The sequence below is a fragment of the Streptomyces sp. NPDC059743 genome (genome assembly GCF_042732975.1).
Taxonomy (GTDB): domain Bacteria; phylum Actinomycetota; class Actinomycetes; order Streptomycetales; family Streptomycetaceae; genus Streptomyces.
The window spans coordinates 169,534-186,702 of the sequence record NZ_JBHWGS010000009.1 but is presented as its reverse complement, the minus strand read 5'-3'; the positions used below and the strand labels follow the sequence as shown (position 1 = coordinate 186,702).

Genomic DNA, 17,169 nt, shown 5'->3' with positions numbered 1-17,169 from the left:
GCGCGCCTCAGTCTTCGTCCTCGGACAGCTCGGTCGTCCCACCCGGGCCGCCGACCCTGGCGGCCATCACACAGGCACCGTCCGTGCGTTCGGCCTCGCCGAACTCCTCGACGACCGCCCTGGCACACTCCTGCGCGGTACGGGTCCCGGCGAGCCGGGGCGCCAGCGCCAGGAGCCGGTCCCGGTCCGTGCCGGTGGTGTCACCGTCGCGCGTCAGCCCGTCGGTGTACAGCACCAGCAGATCTCCGGGCCGGAGCCGGATGTCGGCCTGCTCGTACGCGGCTCCCGAGGTCGCGCCGAGCAGCACGCCGTCCGGCGGAGTCAGTACACGCCCCGTCCCGTCGCGGAACAGCAGCGGGGCGGGGTGTCCTGCCTGTGCCCAGGCGAACGTCCGGGTCCTCGGGTTGTAGCGGGAGCAGAGCACACTGCCCAGCGCGGGCTGCTCGGAGGTGTCGAGGAGCTGATTGAGATGGCCCAGCAGGGCGCCGGGCTCGATGCCCGCCACGGCCATGCCGCGCAGCGCGCCCAGCGCCATCGCCATGGAGGAGGCGGCGGCCATGCCCTGGCCGGTCAGCTCGCCGACGGTCAACAGAGTGTCGCCGTCGGGCAGTTCAAGGGCGTCGTACCAGTTCCGGCCGGTCAACGGATCGGCCGCGGACGGGAGATGGCGTACGGCCACGTCCAGCGCCGCGACGTCCGGCGCGGCGGACCCGTTACGGGCGGCGAGCCGTGACGAGCCGCGCCAGGACGGCAGAACGGCCTCCTGCAACTCGCCCACGAGCCGACGCTCGGTCTGCGCGATGTGCTGCTCGCGGTGGAGCGAGTCCCGTGAGTCGCGCACCGCCCGTTCGCTGCGGCGCAGTTCGCTGATGTCACGCAGGACCGCCCACATGGAGGCGGTGCAGCCGTCGGTGTCGACGACCGGCTCGCCCGTCATATGCAGCGTACGCACCCGGCCGTCGGGCCTGACGATACGGAACTCGCCGTCCATGGGCTTCCCGTCGATCAGACACTCCGTCACCATCGCGGTGAGCAGCGTGTGGTCGTCCGCGAACACCAGGGAGGGCAGTTCGTCCAGCGACAGCGGTCCGCTCTCCGACGTCCGGCCGAAGATCTCGAACAGCTCGTCCGACCAGCTCACTTCGTCGGTGAGCAGATCCCACTCCGCGCTGCCGACCCGGCCCGGCGAAAGGCCGCCGGCGCCGTTCTGGATCCCTTGCCGGTGGCGAGGAACGCGGTGCTGCTCCCGCGCCGGTTCCGCCGAGCCGGAGCCCTCCGGCCGCCCGGCCTTCAGCTCCTCCAAGTGCGCGCCCAGATCGTCCAGTTGATGGACCGCCAGATCGCAGAGCGCCCGCTGCCAGCGCCACAGCGCGTCATCGTCGTCCGGCTCGGTGTCACGGCGCACGGCGTCCACCTCTCCACGCAGTTGACGCGTCTGGCTGATGAGCGCTTCCACCGTCCCCCGCTCGGGAGGCTGCGGGGCAGGACGGTCCGCGAACAGAGGGGACGGCATCTCGTACTCCGATACGGCGCGGCACTGTCTGGTCCAACTAATGGACTGTTATGAACTCTCGCACAGGCGCCCCGGGCCCGTAAGGCGTTTGGCAACACTCGATGCGGCGATGCTTCTGGCATATGCCGCAGGCTGCCGGGAGCGTGGATACGGCATGTTCGATACGGCATGGTCCTTCTCAGCCGACGGGAAGCCGGTGGAGCGCCACCAGCAGCCGCCAGACCCGGGTCGCGATGGACTCCGGAGAGTCCTCGATCAGACCGTGCAGCCAGTCCGCCAGTACTCCGGTGAAGGTGGCGGCCACCGCGGAGGCGATCAGCTCCGGAGCGGGCGCGCCGGCCAGCGCCCGCTCGGCGCGGCTGCGTTCGCGCAGCTCACGGTGGAGCAGCTCGCCCAGCGGGCCGCCGCCTCCCGGACGCAGCAGTGTCCGGTAGAGCGCGGCGTGCGGGGTGAGGGCGGTGAAGAACGGGACGAGAGGCGGCGGCGGAACGCGTGGATCCGGAGCGCCTCGCCAGGCGTGCAGGGCGTCCACGGCGTCCCGTACCACCTCCGCGCAGGCGTCCACGGCCAGCGCCTGGAGATCCTGGTAGTGCAGATAGAACGTGGCCCGGCCCAGTCCGGCCCGGCGCACCAGGGCGGCGACACCGACCTCTTCGAGCGGCCGTTCCGCACACTCGTCGAGCAGTGCCTGCCGCAGTCTGGCCCGGGTCCTGGCCGTACGTGGATCGCCCGCACCCTTTCCGGGAGCCGACGGTGGCGGTGCGCCTGGCGGTGTTCCGGTCATCCCGCCGCCAGGACCGCGGCCAGAGTGATCGCGCCGGGCAGCGCCTGGACGAACAGGATGCGCCGGTTCGCGGTGATCCCGCCGTACACCCCGGCGACGGCCACACAGATCAGAAAGAATATCTGGACCCGGTATCCGGTCGGGTCGTCGGCGATCAGGCCCCAGAACAGCCCGGCGGCCAGAAAGCCGTTGTAGAGGCCCTGGTTGGCGGCGAGCGGCGCGGTCCTACGGGCCAGCTCGGCGTCGAATCCGGAGAGCGCGCGTCCTTGCTTGCGCTCCCACAGGAACATCTCCAGGACCATGACATAGACATGGAAGACGGCCACCAGGCCGACCAGGATGTGCGCGACTGTCCGCATGGCGCGGGCCCCCGTACTCGTGACAAGGAATGGACATGTGTCCAGGAAGTATAGACACATGTCCAGGAACGGAATGGCCGGCCCCGGGCAAGCCGAAGCCCCCGGGACAAGCGCGTCCACGGGGGCTCGGGCCAGCATTCCCCGGTGGGGGCGCTTGGAGTTAACGCGGCACAGTCTGGCACCGGCGGTGATCAGGTACGGGCATGCCGCGCCGCGCTCACCAGATGGCCTCGACCCATTCGGGGTGGTCGATGAACGGGTTCCGGTTGTTCTGGTACTGGCTGTATATGACCTCGTTGCGGCGCTTCTCGAAGGCGTCCGGCGGGTCCTGGAGGCTCCATGCCTTCAGCACGGACAGCTTCCCCATCACGGGCGTGGAGCCGTTGTTGACACGCTCGTTGGGTTCGAGGTCGGGCCAGGAGTCGTCGCCCTCGTACCGTACGGCCATATAGAGGATCATCCGGGCGACATCGCCCTTGACCGCGTTGCGCGGCTCGTAGGAGTCGGAGTCCGTGTAGTTGCCCGGCGCGCCGGAGACCGCGCTGCCGCCCCGGTCGAAGTCCTTGTTGCCGCGGACGGAGTTGACGCCGACGTCCTCCGGGCGCAGATGGTGGAGATCGGTGCCGGGTCCGGTGGCGGTGCCGAAGTTGCCGTGGGACTGCGCCCAGACGTGCTCGCGGTTCCACTGGCCCGAGTTGCCGCCGTTGCTCGACTTCGACTGGGACCGGCCGCTGTACAGCAGGATCACATTCGAACTGTTCGCGGGATCCTGGTCGGTGTTCTTGAGCGCGTCCCAGACCTGCGCGTACGAGATCTTCGTCTGGTTCCTGATGATCGTGTGCAGGGCCGACTTCAGCGCGGGACCGGTCTTGCCGAGCGCGCTCTGGTAGTACGTGTCGTCGAGCGCGGCCACGGCGCCCGCCGAGCCCGCGGTCGAGGCGGAGATCACGGTCGTGGACGGCGTGGCGGCCGGTGCGGCGGCAGCGGTGGTGGCGAGCACCGCGGTGGCGGCACCGAGGGCCAACAGCAGGCGCCCGATGGGACGTTGGCGACGGGACATGGGGAAGCTGTCCTCTCCGGCGGGGACCGTCACGGCGCACGGCCACAGGGTGGGGGCGGGCGCCGCAGTGGTCGTGACGTCATGGTTGAGCGGGAGCCTTCCACAGGGCCCTGCGGCCTCGTGTGAACACACAGTGTCGGTCATGTGCAGGTCAAGTCAACCGTTGGGTCGGCCGCCGGCGCCCGGTTGCGGAGGGTCTGGGTTCATATGTATGTGCGGCGGCCATGAATCTGGTCAACTTTGGTCCATACCAGCTTCTTGACGGCCCCTCGTACCCTGCCTTAAATCAAGTACTGAAATAAGCGCCCGAGGCGCTCACGCGCGACCTCCCCCTCGGCTGCAATGTCATGTGCATGACCCCCCACTGAAGCGATGTGATGACTGTGCGAATCCCTCTGGGACGCCGGATGGCGCTCTCCGCGCTCGCCCTGCTCTGCTGTACCGGTCTGCTGACCGCGTCGCCCGCCGGCGCGGCTCCCGCACCCGAGGCGCGCTCCGACGCCTCGATCGCCGCGGTGACCTTCTCGGAAGACTTCAACGGCCCCGCGGGATCGGCCGTCGACGGCGGCAGGTGGCAGATCGAGACCGGCGACAACGTCAACAACCACGAGCGGCAGTACTACACCGCCGGCAACAACAACGCCGCCCTCGACGGCCAGGGCAACCTGGTCATCACCGCGCGCAAGGACAACCCGGGCAACTACCAGTGCTGGTACGGCCGGTGCGAGTACACCTCGGCCCGGCTCAACACCTCCGGCAAGTTCACCGCGCAGTACGGCCGTGTCGAGTCCAGGATGAAGGTCCCGCGCGGCCAGGGCATGTGGCCCGCGTTCTGGATGCTCGGCAACGACATCGGTAACGTCGGCTGGCCCAACAGCGGCGAGATCGACATCATGGAGAACGTCGGCTTCGAGCCCGGCACCGTCCATGGCACCCTGCACGGTCCCGGCTACTCCGGCTCGGGCGGCATAGGCGCCGGCTACACCCTGCCCGGCGGCCAGGCGTTCGCCGACGCCTTCCACACCTTCGCCATCGACTGGTCCCCCGACGCCATCACCTGGAGCGTCGACGGCAATGTCTACCAGCGGCGGACGCCCGCCGATCTCGGTGGCCGCGCCTGGGTGTTCAACAAGCCGTTCTTCATCATCCTGAACCTGGCGGTCGGCGGCTACTGGCCCGGCGACCCCAACAGCAGCACTCCGTTCCCGTCGCAGCTCGTCGTCGACTATGTGCGTGTCACCACCAACGACGGCGGCTCGGGCGGAGGCGGCGGTACGATCACCGGTCTCGGCGGCAAGTGCGTGGACGTGGCCGGAGCCAATCCGGCCAACGGCACGCCCGTACAGCTCTACGACTGCAACGGCTCCGCCGCGCAGCAGTGGAGCGTGGGCGCCGACGGTTCGCTCCGCGCGCTCGGCAAGTGCCTGGATGTGACGGGCAACAGCACGGCGGACGGCGCGCAGCTCCAGCTCTGGGACTGCGCCGGTACGCCCAATCAGCTCTGGGCCCTGCCCGCCGCCCGCGATGTCGTGAACATCGGCGCCAACAAGTGCATGGACGCCACCGGCAACAGCTCCGCCAACGGCACCCGGCTCCAGATCTGGACCTGCGGCGGCACGCCCAATCAGAAGTGGACGGTGAACCGCTGATGGCCGGCGCAGGCCTCCGCGGAAGTAGAACGCCGCTGAGAACGCTCGTCCTGCTGGCCGCGCTCGCGCTGGGCCTCGCCACGTCGCTCATCAGCACGCCGGTCCCGGCCACCGCCGCCGTCGCGGCGGTCGGCTCGATCACGGGCCTCGGCGGCAAGTGTGTCGACGTGGCTGGAGCCAATCCGGCCAACGGCACGGCCGTACAGCTCTACGACTGCAACGGCTCCGCCGCGCAGCAGTGGGACGTCGCCTCCGACGGCTCGATCCGCGCGCTCGGCAAGTGCCTGGACGTGACGGGCAACAGCACGGCCAACGGCGCCCAGCTCCAGATCTGGGACTGCGCCGGCACCCCGAACCAGAAGTGGACCGTCTCGGCGGCCCGTGACATCGTCAACACCCAGGCCGACAAGTGCATGGATGTGACGGGCAACACGTCCGCCAACGGCACCCGGCTCCAGATCTGGACCTGCACCGGAGCCGCGAACCAGAAGTGGACCGCGCCCTCGGGCGGTGGCAATCCGCCCGCGCCCGGCGGACCCATGGCGGTCGCACCGTACATCTACAACGGCTGGGGCAGCCCGCCGAACCCGACCACGGTCATGAACGCGACCGGCGTGAAGTGGTTCACCCTGGCGTTCGTGCTCAGCAACGGCTACTGCAATCCGCAGTGGGACGGCGGACGCCCGCTGACCGGCGGAGTGGACCAGCAGACCATCAACACCGTGCGCGGCGCGGGCGGCGACATCATCCCGTCCTTCGGCGGATGGAGCGGCAACAAGCTGGAGAGTTCCTGCTCCAGCGCGGGTGAACTGGCCGCCGCGTACCAGAAGGTCATCAACGCGTACGGACTCAAGGCCATCGACATCGACATCGAGGCCGCGGCGTACGACAGCCCCACCGTCCAGCAGCGCACCGTGGACGCGCTCAAGACCATCAAGGCCAACAACCCCGGTATCAAGGTGTACATCACCTTCGGCACCGGCCAGAACGGCCCCGACACCAGTCTGATCAACCGCGCTGCCGCCGCCGGTCTGACGGTGGACAGCTGGACGATCATGCCGTTCAACTTCGGAGGCGCGGGCCAGAACATGGGCACGCTCACCACCCGTGCCGCCGAGGGCCTGAAGAACGCGGTCAAGAACGCGTACGGATACAGCGACGACCAGACGTACCGCAGCATCGGCATCTCGTCGATGAACGGCATCACCGACAACAGCGAGACGGTGACCGTCGCGGACTTCCGCACCATCCTCGCCTACGCACAGCAGCACCATCTCGCACGGCTGACCTTCTGGTCGGTCAACCGCGACCGGCCCTGCACCGGCGGCGGAGCCGACACCTGCTCCGGTGTCAGCCAGCAGGCGTGGGACTTCACCCGCGTCTTCGCTCAGTACACCGGCTGACGCCGGGCGAGGAGAACGAACAGATGAACACGCTCTCGTACGGTGGCGGTGCCATGCCGGGCCGCCGCCCGTACCGACGGCTGTCCCCGCTCACCCTGCTGCTGACCGTGGCAGCACTCTGTATGTCGCTGGTCGCCCTGCCTCAGCAGGAGGCCGCGGCGGGGACCGCCGTGGAGGGCGGTGTCACGGTGGGCGGTGCCGCTGCGGCGGCACTGCCCACCGGGTGGGCCACCGTCATCAACAAGACGAGCGGCAAGTGCGTCGACGCACGCGCCGCCGCCACCGGCAACGGCACCGCCGTACAGCAGTACACCTGCAACGGCAGCCTCGCCCAGCACTGGAGCCTCACCGCCACCAGCGGCGGCCATGTCAGGGCCGGCAACCGCAACGCCGACAGTCAGGTCTGGGACGTGACCGAAGTATCGGCCGCCGACGGCGCGGCGATCCAGCTCTGGACCTACAGCGACGGCACCAATCAGCAGTGGCTGCCGGTGGAGGAGGCCGACGGCGCGTACCACTTCGTCAACCGCGCCAGCGGCAAGTGCCTCGATGTGCCGAGCGCCTCGACCGCCGACAGCGTCCAGCTCCAGCAGTACACCTGCAACGGATCGGGCGCGCAGTCCTTCCGGGTGGAGGCCGCGGAGCCGCCGGTGCCTCCGGGCACTCCGGACCTCGGCCCCAATGTGACCGTCTTCGATCCGTCGATGTCGGCCGCCACCATCCAGAGCCGGGTGGACGCCACCTTCCGCCAGCAGGAGACCAATCAGTTCGGCACGCAGCGGGCCGCCTTCCTGTTCAAGCCGGGCACCTACAACGCCGATGTGAATGTCGGCTTCTACACCCAGGTCGCCGGCCTCGGTCTCTCGCCGGACGATGTCAACATCCGTGGCGCCGTCCATGTGGAGGCCGACTGGTTCCCGCCGCAGAACGCCACGCAGAACTTCTGGCGCAGCGCCGAGAACCTGTCCGTCACACCCACGACGGGCACCGACCGCTGGGCGGTCTCTCAGGCCGCTCCGTACCGCCGTATGCATGTGCGCGGCAATCTGGCGCTGGACGACGGCGGCTGGTCCAGCGGTGGCTTCATGGCCGACTCCAAGGTCGACGGCCAGGTCAGGTCCGGCTCCCAGCAGCAGTGGCTCTCCCGTAACACCGAGTGGGGAAGCTGGACGGGATCCAACTGGAACATGGTGTTCGTCGGCGCGCGGAACGCGCCCGCGAACAGCTTCCCCAACCCGCCCTACACCACGGTCGACCAGACTCCGCAGGTGCGCGAGAAGCCGTTCCTGTACATCGACCAGGCCGGCGCCTACAAGGTGTTCGTCCCGGCGCTGCGTGACAACTCCAGCGGTACGACCTGGTCGGCCGGGGCTCCGGCGGGTACGTCGATCCCGCTGGACCAGTTCTACATCGCGAAGCCGGGAGCGAGCGCCGCGGATATGAACGCCGCGCTGGCGCAGGGCAAGAACCTGCTGGTCACTCCGGGTGTCTACCATCTCAACCAGACCTTGAGGATCACCCGTCCCGACACGGTCGTCCTCGGGCTGGGCCTCGCGACGTTCATCCCGGACAACGGCATCACCGCGGTGTCGGTGGCCGATGTGGACGGTGTCAAGGTAGCCGGTCTGCTCATCGACGCCGGGCCCGTCAACTCCCAGCGGCTGATGGAGGTCGGCGCCGACGGCTCCGGCGTGAGCCACGCGGCCAACCCGACCTCACTGCACGATGTGTTCTTCCGCATCGGCGGCGCCGGTGTCGGCAAGGCGACCACCAGTCTGGTCGTCAACAGCCGCAATGTGATCGGCGACCATATGTGGATCTGGCGCGCCGACCACGGCAGCGGCGTGGGCTGGAACACCAACACGGCGGACACCGGTCTGGTCGTGAACGGCGCCGATGTCACGATGTACGGCCTGTTCGTCGAGCATTACCAGAAGCATCAGACGATCTGGAACGGCAACGGCGGAAAGACGTACTTCTACCAGAACGAGATGCCCTACGATCCGCCCAACCAGGCGGCCTGGATGAACGGTACGACGCAGGGCTACGCCGCCTACAAGGTGGCGCCGTCCGTGACCAGCCATCAGGCGTACGGGCTCGGCAGCTACTGCTTCTTCAACGTCAACAACAGTGTGACGGCGGAGCACGCGTACGAGGTGCCCAACAACGCCAATGTGCGCTTCCGCAACATGGTGACGGTCTCGCTCGGCGGCACCGGGACCATCCGGCATGTCATCAATGACCGGGGAGGGCCGTCGAACTCGTCCACGAACGTGGCGAATCTCGTCGCCTATCCCTGACCTGACCTGACCTGACCTGACCTGACGAGGCCCGGCCAAGCCTTTAGCGGCGGCGGCAGACGGCGACAGACCGACAGGCGGTCCGCGGACGGAACTCCCGTCCGCGGGCCGCCTGTACGCCGTTCTGCCGGACTCCCGGAGGCGGGGGACATGCCAGCGCACGGTCTCCGTACCGGTGGCTCAGGGAGCCCGCCCGGCCATCGGCTCGGCCTCCAGAAAGCGGCGACGGCGCGGGCCTCGGTAGACCAGCGCCTCCCAGCCCAGCCGTTCCAGTACGGCGGCGCACTCGGCCAGCGCGCGCTCCTCCTCCTGGGCCGCTCCGCCGCCGTGCGGCCCGGCCCACTCCACCCGTACGGCCGCCGCCCGCTCACCGGCGAGAACACGGAATCCGGTGGCGGTCCGCCGCCCGGTCCCGTCCACCGCTGACGGCGCCAGTCCGGCCGCCTCCAGCGCGAGCGCGACGGCCCGCACCGGGCGCCGCCGCTCCCACGGCGCCGGAGTGGCCGCCGGATCGCCCGGGCCCGTATGGGTCAGCCGCCGGATCTGGAGCAGCCCTTCGAAGGCGACCCGGACCTCGGCCGCCCGCGCCCGCGGATCCGTGCCCGGCACCGGTCCGTCGCCCGTGGCCGCCTCGAAGCCGCCCTGCCCTGCCCTGTCGTCCCTGTTGTCCTTTGCCGTCTCTTCCTCTGCCGCCACACACAGACTCTCTCAGCAGGCTCGGACAATCGCCTGTGACCGGCTCCACCGCGACGGAACGGAGGCCTGAGCACGTAAGGCGGGCCTGAGAAAGAGAGGCCCCGACCGGACGGGGGGCGCCGGTCGGGGCCGTAACGGGAAGGATGCGGATGGCGGTCGCCTCACAGCGAGGTGCTCCATAAGGCTTCAGCCGAACGATCTTCCTTATGGGCGATTCTTATACGGGCCCCGGGGACTCAGTTCCATCCACAGCCTCACACTCCACAACGGCGGGCCGTCCCGGAATGTTCCCCGCCTCTGACGACAGGATCCAGCGGACCGGCGTCAGGACGGCAGCACCCAGATCGGGTTCGAGTAGAACCAGAGGTCCTGCCACGGGTCGGCGGAACCGACGACATCGATCGCCGGGCCGAACGGGTCGACCGCGGCACCGTGGACGCCCACCGCGCTGCGCTTGCCATCGGTACCGCGCAGCCGGACGTACAGCGGGCTGGAGACCTTGCCGAGCTTGTACGTGAGCTTCACCGTGCCCGTCGACTCGTTGACCTCGAAGGACTTGACGACCTTCGCGGTCGGCGCGGTGAAGGTGTCCTTGTCGCGGACCGGTCCCGTGACATCGCCCTGGATGATGTCGACACGGGCCAGCTTCGGCACGAACTGCGCCCAGTTGGCGCCATTGGCGAGCGCGATCTCGATGGTCAGCTCGACGTTGTCACCGCGCTTGGTGTGCAGCGCGCCACCGAGCGTGGTCCAGCGGCTGCTGCCCTTGATACGGACGTCGAGACCGCTGATCAGGGCGCCGTGGTCGACCCAGATCCGGCCCGCGCGCATACCGTCCATGACCGCCGCGTACGAGAACCGGTCCGCGCCGACGTGCGTACGGCTGTAGTGGCCCGGCCAGTAGTCGCCCTCGGTGAGGTTGAGGCCGTCGTTGCCGTAGACGGGGTCGGAGTGCTTGCCGTTGACCGAGAAGTTGTCGTCGGGGCCGTAGACGGAGGGATCGGCGTAGACCCGGTGCGAGTCCGAGTTGGCGGTGATCCACCACGGCTTGCCCTCGGCCAGCAGGCTGTCCCAGAGACCGCCGACGGTGGAGGTCATCCAGTCGAAGCCGCCCCAGGTGCGGTAGCTGTCCGCCGGGTAGCCCGGGAAGGAGCTGGAGCCCGGGCCGTTGCCGTAGAAGCCACGGGCCTGGGCGCCGCCCTTGGGAGCCGGCAGACCGGCGGCCTGGTGACCGGGAGCGCCCTCCATGCCGATGGCGATCGGGTGGTCGGACGAGGTGGCGTCGCGCCAGCCGCGGATCTCGTGCGGCGAGTCGATGCCGTTACGGGCCGGGTGGTTGGCCAGCATCAGCGCGTCGTCGACCTTGCGACGGCGCACCTGGTCGGCGAGGAACTGGAGGCCGGAAATGGCCAGGGCCTCGTTGACGTCGTTGGACGAGCTGGGGTGCAGGCTGCCGTCGTAGTCGTTCTCGAACCTCTTCAGCACCTCCACCTCGTTGCTGCCCGGGTGGACGAAGACCGTGGCGTGCTCGGCGCCCGGGATGTTCCACTCCAGGCCCTGGAAGACGAGCTGGTCCTTGAAGACCTTGCGGGCTTCCTTGATGTCCGGGTTGACCTTGTCCACACCGATCTTGGCGTGCGCTTCGCTGCCGTGGTCGGTGATGACCATCCAGTCCAGACCGTGGGCCGTGCCCTGGCGGACCTGGTCGATGACGCGGTACTTGCCGTCGTTGCTGTACTGCGTGTGGATGTGGTGGTCGCCCGCCAGCCACAGGAAGCCGTTGCTCTTGGAGCGGCTGCCCAGCGGAGAGCCCTTCGAGTCGGCGGCGGCGGTCGTGGCGCCGCCGAGGACGCCCGCTCCGGCCAGACCGGCGCCGAGCAGGCCGGTGCGGCGCAGCATCGAGCGGCGGGAGAGCTGGCTCGGTGACAGCTCGCTGTCCGGCACGCCGGCGTCGAGCGCCGCCGGCAGAGGGCCGTTGTCGGCCGGAGTGTCATGCGCGTGGTCGTGCGTGTGGTCATGCGGGTGGTGGTGATGGCCGTGGCCCATTGCAGCTCCTCGCCGGTCCCAGTACTGCTCAGCGAGTCAGATGGTCGATCGGCGGAATGAAGGCCTGGTGACGGCAGTGAGTACGCCGAATGTTGAAAGCCGTACGGAACCCACGCATGCTGTTTTCCGAGTGCGGGTCAAGGGCAGCTTTTCGGGTCGGCCCGCGGCAAGCCCTGGCAGGTCAGGGCGGGAACCCGGCCGAGAAGTCCGAGGAAGAGCTCGGCGGTCCGCTCTGCTGGCGGGTGCGGGAGACCGGTCGTACGGTGAAGGTGCGACTGACTCGAAGGGACCTGTGGGGTCGGACGGGCGGCGGCGTTATGGAGAACGATGAACAGCGGATCGGCGGGATGATCTGTAGTCATCTCGCGGATGTCGAACCGGTGGACCCGGACAGCGCCGACAGCTGCCCGGAGTGCGTCGCGCTCGGTGACACCTGGGTGCATCTGCGTGAGTGCCAGAGCTGCGGACACATCGGCTGCTGCGACTCCTCCAAGAACAAGCACGCGACGGCGCACAACAAGGCGACCGGCCATCCGCTCATCCGCTCCTACGAGCCCGGCGAGGGCTGGTGGTGGTGCTACGAGGACGAGGTCGTCTTTGAGGTCGAGGGCGTTCCTCCCGTACGGCCGGCCTGACGCGGTACGGCCACCACCGGCCCGGACCGGCACGACCCGGGCGTCTCGGGGCGGGGCGGCTGCCCCCGGGACGCCCGGCCCGCTGGTGTCAGCCCGAGGTCACGGTGAACAGGGCGCCGTCCGGATCGCGCAGCGTCGCCTCCCGCAGCTCCGGCGAGGGATCCGGCGGCGAGAGCAGCGCGCCTCCGCTCTTGAGCGCGGCGTCGACCGAACCGGGCACCTCGGGCACCCGGAAGTAGACATGCCAGCGCGGTCTGATCCGTGGATCGGGCACGGCCTGTACGGCGCCGCCGCGGATCTTGGCGACCACATGCTCGTCCTGCCGCAGCACCGCGTCCCCGTCCTCACGCACCAGAGTGAGTCCGCCCTCGGTCTCCGGCGCCCAGCCGAGGACCTGGCCGTAGAACCGGGCCGCGTCGGCGGTGTCGCGGGTGCGCAGCTCCAGCCAGGCCGGCGCGCTGCCGCGTCCCACCGTCCAGTCGGTGCGTACGGCGCCCTCCCAGATCCCGAACGCCGCGCCGTCGGGATCCATGGCCAGCGCGGCCCGGCCCGAGTGGAAGGCCAGCGGGCCCACCGCCACGGTCGCGCCGCGCTCCCTGATCCTGGCCGCGGCCTCGTCCACATCGGCCACCGCGAAGTACGGCGTCCAGGAGACGGCGACCTGGAGGGAGGAGGCCAGCGCGCCGATGCCCGCGACGGGCATCCCGTCGGAGAGCGCGACACAGAAGTCGTCCCCGAGCCCGGCCGGCCGGTAGGACCAGCCGAGGACATCGCCGTAGAAGGCCTGGGCGGCGGGCAGTTCACGTGAGAGGAGAGTCACCCAGCATGGGGCTCCCGCAACCGTTTGTGACTCCATCTTGTCCCGCTCCACACCGCTCACTCCGCCCTCGTCCGTCACGTGTCGCCGCTCTCCACTGGCCTTGCTGCCACTACGTGTTACCGCTTTCCCTGTCTCTACTCTGCCAGGCCGCGCACGACTTCCTCGCCGGGTGCCGGTCGTACCGGGGTCCGCGGGACGTCGTCGGGACGTCGTACGGACCCCGGCACGGTGCCGGCGCGCGGTGCCTACGCGTGGTGTCAGCGCGTCGCGGCGGCGAGGGCCGCGTCCGCCTTGGCGCGGGTGGGCTGCCACAGCGTGGTGACGGGCTCCCAGACCCGGATGCCCCGAGGCGATCCCAGGGACGCGGCGGTGAACTCCTCGCCGTAGTGCGACGGATCGGCCGCCACCGTCAGGGAGGAGACCGTACGGTTCTCGTCGGCGGCCGGGTCGAGGGTGCGCACGGCGGCGTACGCGGAGCCTCCGGCGGCGAGCCGGTAGGGAGCGCTCTCCGACGGCGGTACGGGCTGGGCCGCGCCGTCCAGATCCCCGAAGGTGACGGTGGGAATGCGGTCGACAACGCAGGCGCGCCCGCTCCCGTTGGTGACGCTGATACGGACGACATGGGCCGTGGCGCCCCGGGCGGCGGTCACCTCGACCGAGCCCTGCCGACAGGTGGCGAGGACCGCCGGCGCGGCGACGGCGGCCGACATGCCGGTACCGGCGAGAAGAAGGGCGAGAGCCGCTGCCGCCGGTGCGGCTAGGGTCTTTCGTTTGGATCTGGCTGGATCAGGGAGCGCCCGCCGCGGGAGCGGCTGATGTCGGCGTTGGTGCCGTGGATCGCAAGGCGGAGGAGGGAGGCGACGCGGAGCGTCGTTGAGTGACGACAACGCGGCGAGGCGCGGTGCCAGGGCACGCGAGCCCAGCAAGATCCAAACGAGAGGCCCTAGTCGCCGCGCGCGTACTTCTTGAGGACCTTGCCTGATCGGTCGGCGGCCAGATAGGCACCGCCGTAGTTGTCCGACAGATAGACGAGCAGCACAGGCTGGTCGTCGGCGAAGGCCCATGACGGGTCGACGTAGATGTAGCGATTGGTCGGCTTGTCGACACCGAGGTCCTTCTCGGCCTTGCTGAACAGAGCGGGAAGGGCGTCCCAGTCGAAGGACAGGAGGTCGACGGTGCCCTCGCAGCGTGCCGCCCATATCCCTTTTGGTGACCTGGCCGTCCCGGTAGTCGAACGAGTCGTACAGTTCCTTGCTCCCGGCGATGAGCGCGTCCGCCGAGGCGTGGTCGCTGTAGAGGCTGAACTTGCTGACCTCCGTGCCGCCCATGACGGGCTTGAGCTTTCCGATCACTGCTCTGACGCCCGACGGTGTCAACAGGGAGCCCTCGTCGGATCGTTGGGGCGAGGTGACCGGATCGGAGGACTCCGAGGACCGTGGGGATGGATCGGCGGGGGCGCTGGTGCCCGGCCGGTCCGCGCCGGGAGTGTTGCCGTCGCCGCCCTTGTCGCCCTGCGAGGGGAGCAGCGCCCAGATCAGTACTCCGGTCAGCCCGACGCCGACGACGGCCGCGGCGATCGGGACGAACGGAGGTCTGCGGACGCCGCCCGCTCGGCGGGCCGGAGCGCCGGTGTCGGACACGAGTCCGGGACCGGACGTGGATCCGCGCGGGGCCGGTGACGCGGGCGGCGTGAAGGGATTCGCCGACGAGCGATAGCCGGAGTACGGCGACGCGGGTCGCTGCTCGTACCGCGACGGCGGTGTCAGCACCCGGGTGGCCGGAGTGGGAGGCGGTTGCTGAGGCGGCTGATGCGGAGTCACCGCGTCCGCCTTTTCCGGAACCACCGCGTCGGCCACTCCCGGCGCGGAGCCGGGCCCGTCCACCACCGCGGCCAGCAGCCGGTCCAGTTCGGCCGCGTCGGGCCGCGCGTCCGGATCCCGGTCGAGCAGCGCCATCAGCACCGGAGAGAGCGCTCCGGCCCGGACGGGCGCGGGTATCTCCTCGTCGAGCACAGCGGCCAGCGTGGCCAGGGAGGTGGCCCGGCGCAGCGGATGCCGGCCCTCGACCGACACGTACATCAGCATGCCCAGCGACCACAGATCGGAGGCGGTACGGCTCTCGTCGCCGCGTATCCGCTCGGGAGCGATGTAGTCGGGAGAGCCGATGAGATCACCGGTGGCCGTCAGACCGGTGGCCTCGCGGAGCGCCGCGATACCGAAGTCCGTGAGCACCGGCCGGCCGTCCGGCCGCAGCAGGACATTGGCGGGCTTCACATCCCGGTGGTGGATGTCGGCCGCGTGCGCCGCGCGCAGCGCCGCCAGCACTCCGCGCCCGATCGTGGCGGCCTCGACGGGCGTCAACGTGCCCTCGGCGAGCCGCTCCTGGAGCGACTGTCCCGCCACCAGCTCCATGACGATCCAGGGATGGACCATCTCCGGCGAGTCCACGATGTGATGGATCGTCACCACGCCCGGGTGATCGATCCTGGCCAGCGCCCTGGCCTCCCGCAGTACCCGTTCGCGCAGCAGCCTGGCTGCCGCCGGATCCGCCGCGAGCAGCGCGGGATCGGGCGGGCGTACCTCCTTGAGTGCCACCTCGCGGTGGAGCACCAGATCAAGGGCGCGCCACACCATTCCCATACCGCCCGCGCCGAGCCGGCCGAGCAGCTCGAACCGGCCGTCGATCACGCGTCTTTCCTGGCCCCCTGCGTTCATGGCGCTCAGGGTACGAGCAGTGTGCCCGGCCGGTCACACCGCTCCCGCATCCTGGTCGCGTCCGGTGCCCTCCGGCGGTGGAGCGGCGCGCGCGGATGTACGCTCCCGCCGGCCGCCGGGATGGCGTTTGTGCCAGATCAGGAACACGGCCGTGGCCACCAGCGCCCAGCCCGCCGGCACGGCGAACGGGAACACATGCTGTGCGTCGCCGAAGTAGACGGCGGTGTGCTGGGCGTTGATCGAGGCGCCGGGCGGCAGCCAGCGGCCGATATGGCCCAGCAGCGACGGCAGCAGCGGCCAGGAGACGGCACCTCCGGAGGACGGATCGCCCAGCAGCACCATCAGTCCCCAGGTCGGGACCAACGCCCAGCGCCCGATCAGGGTGTGGAACATGGTGAAGACCATTCCGGTGGTGAACATCGTGAACGCCAGGATCAGCCAGGACTCGGCGAACGGGAAGCGGATCGCGCCCAGCCACCAGTCCACCACCGCGGCGATGGAGAAGCCGCCCAGCAGGGCGTAGACCACGGTGCAGCCAATGCGCTCGCCAGGGTTGAGCGCGCTCGCGTGGACGGAGAGCTGAGTGGCGCCGACGAAGCCGAGGATCACGGCCGCGAGCGAGATGTAGAAGAGCGCGAGACCGCGCGGATCGCCTTTCTGGAGCGGCTTGACATCGCTGATCCGCACCGGGACACCGACCGACCTGGCCACCGCCGGCGCCGCTTCCGTGAGCACCTGTGCCACGGAGGCGCCGGCCGCGCTCGCCACGGCGAGATCGACACGGCCGGGAAGTACGGTCAGGATCGCGAACACCTCCTGCTCCTCCACTCCGTGGCGCGCGGCGGCGCCCGTCGCGAAGGGATGGAGTTCGAGCGAGGTGTTGAGCCGCTTCTCCATACCGTCCACAAAGGCGGTGGCGGCGCTGGTGTGCAGAGGGCCCACGACGGCGGTGGGGATGCGGTGCGGTGTCGGATTGGCCATGTTGTACGTGTACGAACCGGCGAAGAGCCCGGCCGCGGCGGCGACGATGACCGTCACGACGGTGGCCGGGAGGAAGGGCGAGGATCTGAAGGCGGCCCGCCTCCCGGCCATGGTCCGGTGTCCGCCGTGCGTACCGCCGGAGCGGGCGTCACCTTCATGATCCTTACGCATGAAAGCACCGTAAGGCACTCATATCGGAATCCCCGGGC

The 17,169-nt window shown here is 69.8% G+C and carries 13 protein-coding genes and 1 pseudogene; 4 read left to right on the top strand and 10 right to left on the bottom strand.

The window, feature by feature from the left end:
- Positions 1-7: 7 nt before the first annotated feature.
- From ACFV6H_RS17925 to ACFV6H_RS17910, 4 genes are all read right to left on the bottom strand, one after another.
- Entirely contained in the window at positions 8-1,513 is a 1,506-nt protein-coding gene (locus ACFV6H_RS17925; protein WP_385542753.1) for a PP2C family protein-serine/threonine phosphatase, read from the bottom strand.
- Positions 1,514-1,691: 178 nt separating this feature from the next.
- Entirely contained in the window at positions 1,692-2,297 is a 606-nt protein-coding gene (locus ACFV6H_RS17920) for a TetR/AcrR family transcriptional regulator (RefSeq protein ID WP_385542751.1), read from the bottom strand.
- Positions 2,294-2,656, bottom strand: coding sequence for a DUF1304 domain-containing protein (locus ACFV6H_RS17915; RefSeq protein WP_384789366.1), 363 nt, complete (start codon positions 2,654-2,656; stop codon positions 2,294-2,296). Before ACFV6H_RS17915 ends, ACFV6H_RS17920 begins: the two co-directional genes overlap by 4 nt.
- 217 nt (positions 2,657-2,873) lie before the next feature.
- A complete protein-coding gene (locus ACFV6H_RS17910) occupies positions 2,874-3,716 on the bottom strand; it encodes an endonuclease I family protein (RefSeq protein ID WP_385542747.1) in 843 nt (280 codons plus the stop codon).
- Positions 3,717-4,093: 377 nt separating this feature from the next.
- Here ACFV6H_RS17910 and ACFV6H_RS17905 point away from each other — a divergent pair, with 377 nt between their 5' ends.
- From ACFV6H_RS17905 to ACFV6H_RS17895, 3 genes are read left to right on the top strand one after another with little or no spacing between them, the layout of a single operon-like run.
- Positions 4,094-5,365, top strand: a complete 1,272-nt coding sequence (locus ACFV6H_RS17905) for a family 16 glycosylhydrolase (protein WP_385542744.1) — start codon at positions 4,094-4,096, stop codon at positions 5,363-5,365.
- Entirely contained in the window at positions 5,365-6,768 is a 1,404-nt protein-coding gene (locus ACFV6H_RS17900) for a ricin-type beta-trefoil lectin domain protein (protein ID WP_384984343.1), read from the top strand. The genes ACFV6H_RS17905 and ACFV6H_RS17900 overlap by 1 nt, the downstream gene beginning before the upstream one ends.
- Positions 6,769-6,791: 23 nt before the next feature.
- Positions 6,792-9,068 carry an RICIN domain-containing protein gene (locus ACFV6H_RS17895; RefSeq protein WP_385542741.1) on the top strand — a complete coding sequence of 759 codons (2,277 nt, stop codon included), beginning with the start codon at positions 6,792-6,794 and terminating at the stop codon, positions 9,066-9,068.
- Positions 9,069-9,248: 180 nt separating this feature from the next.
- On the opposite strand, the gene ACFV6H_RS17890 is transcribed toward ACFV6H_RS17895, so the two are convergent.
- Both ACFV6H_RS17890 and ACFV6H_RS17885 read right to left on the bottom strand, forming a co-directional pair.
- Positions 9,249-9,764: a hypothetical protein gene (locus tag ACFV6H_RS17890; protein ID WP_385542738.1), complete on the bottom strand. Its 516-nt coding sequence runs from the start codon at positions 9,762-9,764 to the stop codon at positions 9,249-9,251.
- A 324-nt stretch (positions 9,765-10,088) separates the two neighbouring features.
- Positions 10,089-11,810 (bottom strand): PHP domain-containing protein, encoded by a 1,722-nt coding sequence (locus tag ACFV6H_RS17885; RefSeq protein WP_384984349.1) that lies wholly within the window; start codon positions 11,808-11,810, stop codon positions 10,089-10,091.
- A 317-nt stretch (positions 11,811-12,127) separates the two neighbouring features.
- Between ACFV6H_RS17885 and ACFV6H_RS17880 the strand changes: the two genes are divergently transcribed.
- Positions 12,128-12,445, top strand: coding sequence for a UBP-type zinc finger domain-containing protein (locus ACFV6H_RS17880; protein WP_237540591.1), 318 nt, complete (start codon positions 12,128-12,130; stop codon positions 12,443-12,445).
- A gap of 88 nt (positions 12,446-12,533) precedes the next feature.
- On the opposite strand, the gene ACFV6H_RS17875 is transcribed toward ACFV6H_RS17880, so the two are convergent.
- The 4 genes and pseudogenes from ACFV6H_RS17875 to ACFV6H_RS17860 all read right to left on the bottom strand — a co-directional run bounded on the left by ACFV6H_RS17875 (position 12,534) and on the right by ACFV6H_RS17860 (position 17,131).
- Complete coding sequence (locus ACFV6H_RS17875) at positions 12,534-13,301, bottom strand: VOC family protein (RefSeq protein ID WP_093602794.1); 768 nt, start codon at positions 13,299-13,301, stop codon at positions 12,534-12,536.
- Positions 13,302-13,522: 221 nt separating this feature from the next.
- Positions 13,523-13,975 carry a DUF4232 domain-containing protein gene (locus ACFV6H_RS17870; protein WP_385542734.1) on the bottom strand — a complete coding sequence of 151 codons (453 nt, stop codon included), beginning with the start codon at positions 13,973-13,975 and terminating at the stop codon, positions 13,523-13,525.
- Between the two features lie 233 nt (positions 13,976-14,208).
- A pseudogene (locus tag ACFV6H_RS17865) lies at positions 14,209-15,979 on the bottom strand (protein kinase).
- A 33-nt stretch (positions 15,980-16,012) separates the two neighbouring features.
- On the bottom strand, positions 16,013-17,131 hold the full coding sequence (locus ACFV6H_RS17860; RefSeq protein ID WP_385542731.1) for an ABC transporter permease: 1,119 nt from the start codon (positions 17,129-17,131) through the stop codon (positions 16,013-16,015).
- Positions 17,132-17,169 lie beyond the last annotated feature (38 nt).

Coding starts and splice junctions, on each gene's coding strand:
- ACFV6H_RS17900 (WP_384984343.1), top strand. CDS start 5,365: ATGGCCGGCGCAGGCCTCCGCGGAAGTAGAACGCCGCTGAGAACGCTC.
- ACFV6H_RS17920 (WP_385542751.1), bottom strand. CDS start 2,297: ATGACCGGAACACCGCCAGGCGCACCGCCACCGTCGGCTCCCGGAAAG.
- ACFV6H_RS17860 (WP_385542731.1), bottom strand. CDS start 17,131: ATGCGTAAGGATCATGAAGGTGACGCCCGCTCCGGCGGTACGCACGGC.
- ACFV6H_RS17875 (WP_093602794.1), bottom strand. CDS start 13,301: ATGGAGTCACAAACGGTTGCGGGAGCCCCATGCTGGGTGACTCTCCTC.
- ACFV6H_RS17895 (WP_385542741.1), top strand. CDS start 6,792: ATGAACACGCTCTCGTACGGTGGCGGTGCCATGCCGGGCCGCCGCCCG.
- ACFV6H_RS17925 (WP_385542753.1), bottom strand. CDS start 1,513: ATGCCGTCCCCTCTGTTCGCGGACCGTCCTGCCCCGCAGCCTCCCGAG.
- ACFV6H_RS17885 (WP_384984349.1), bottom strand. CDS start 11,810: ATGGGCCACGGCCATCACCACCACCCGCATGACCACACGCACGACCAC.
- ACFV6H_RS17910 (WP_385542747.1), bottom strand. CDS start 3,716: ATGTCCCGTCGCCAACGTCCCATCGGGCGCCTGCTGTTGGCCCTCGGT.
- ACFV6H_RS17905 (WP_385542744.1), top strand. CDS start 4,094: ATGACTGTGCGAATCCCTCTGGGACGCCGGATGGCGCTCTCCGCGCTC.
- ACFV6H_RS17915 (WP_384789366.1), bottom strand. CDS start 2,656: ATGCGGACAGTCGCGCACATCCTGGTCGGCCTGGTGGCCGTCTTCCAT.
- ACFV6H_RS17870 (WP_385542734.1), bottom strand. CDS start 13,975: ATGTCGGCCGCCGTCGCCGCGCCGGCGGTCCTCGCCACCTGTCGGCAG.
- ACFV6H_RS17880 (WP_237540591.1), top strand. CDS start 12,128: ATGGAGAACGATGAACAGCGGATCGGCGGGATGATCTGTAGTCATCTC.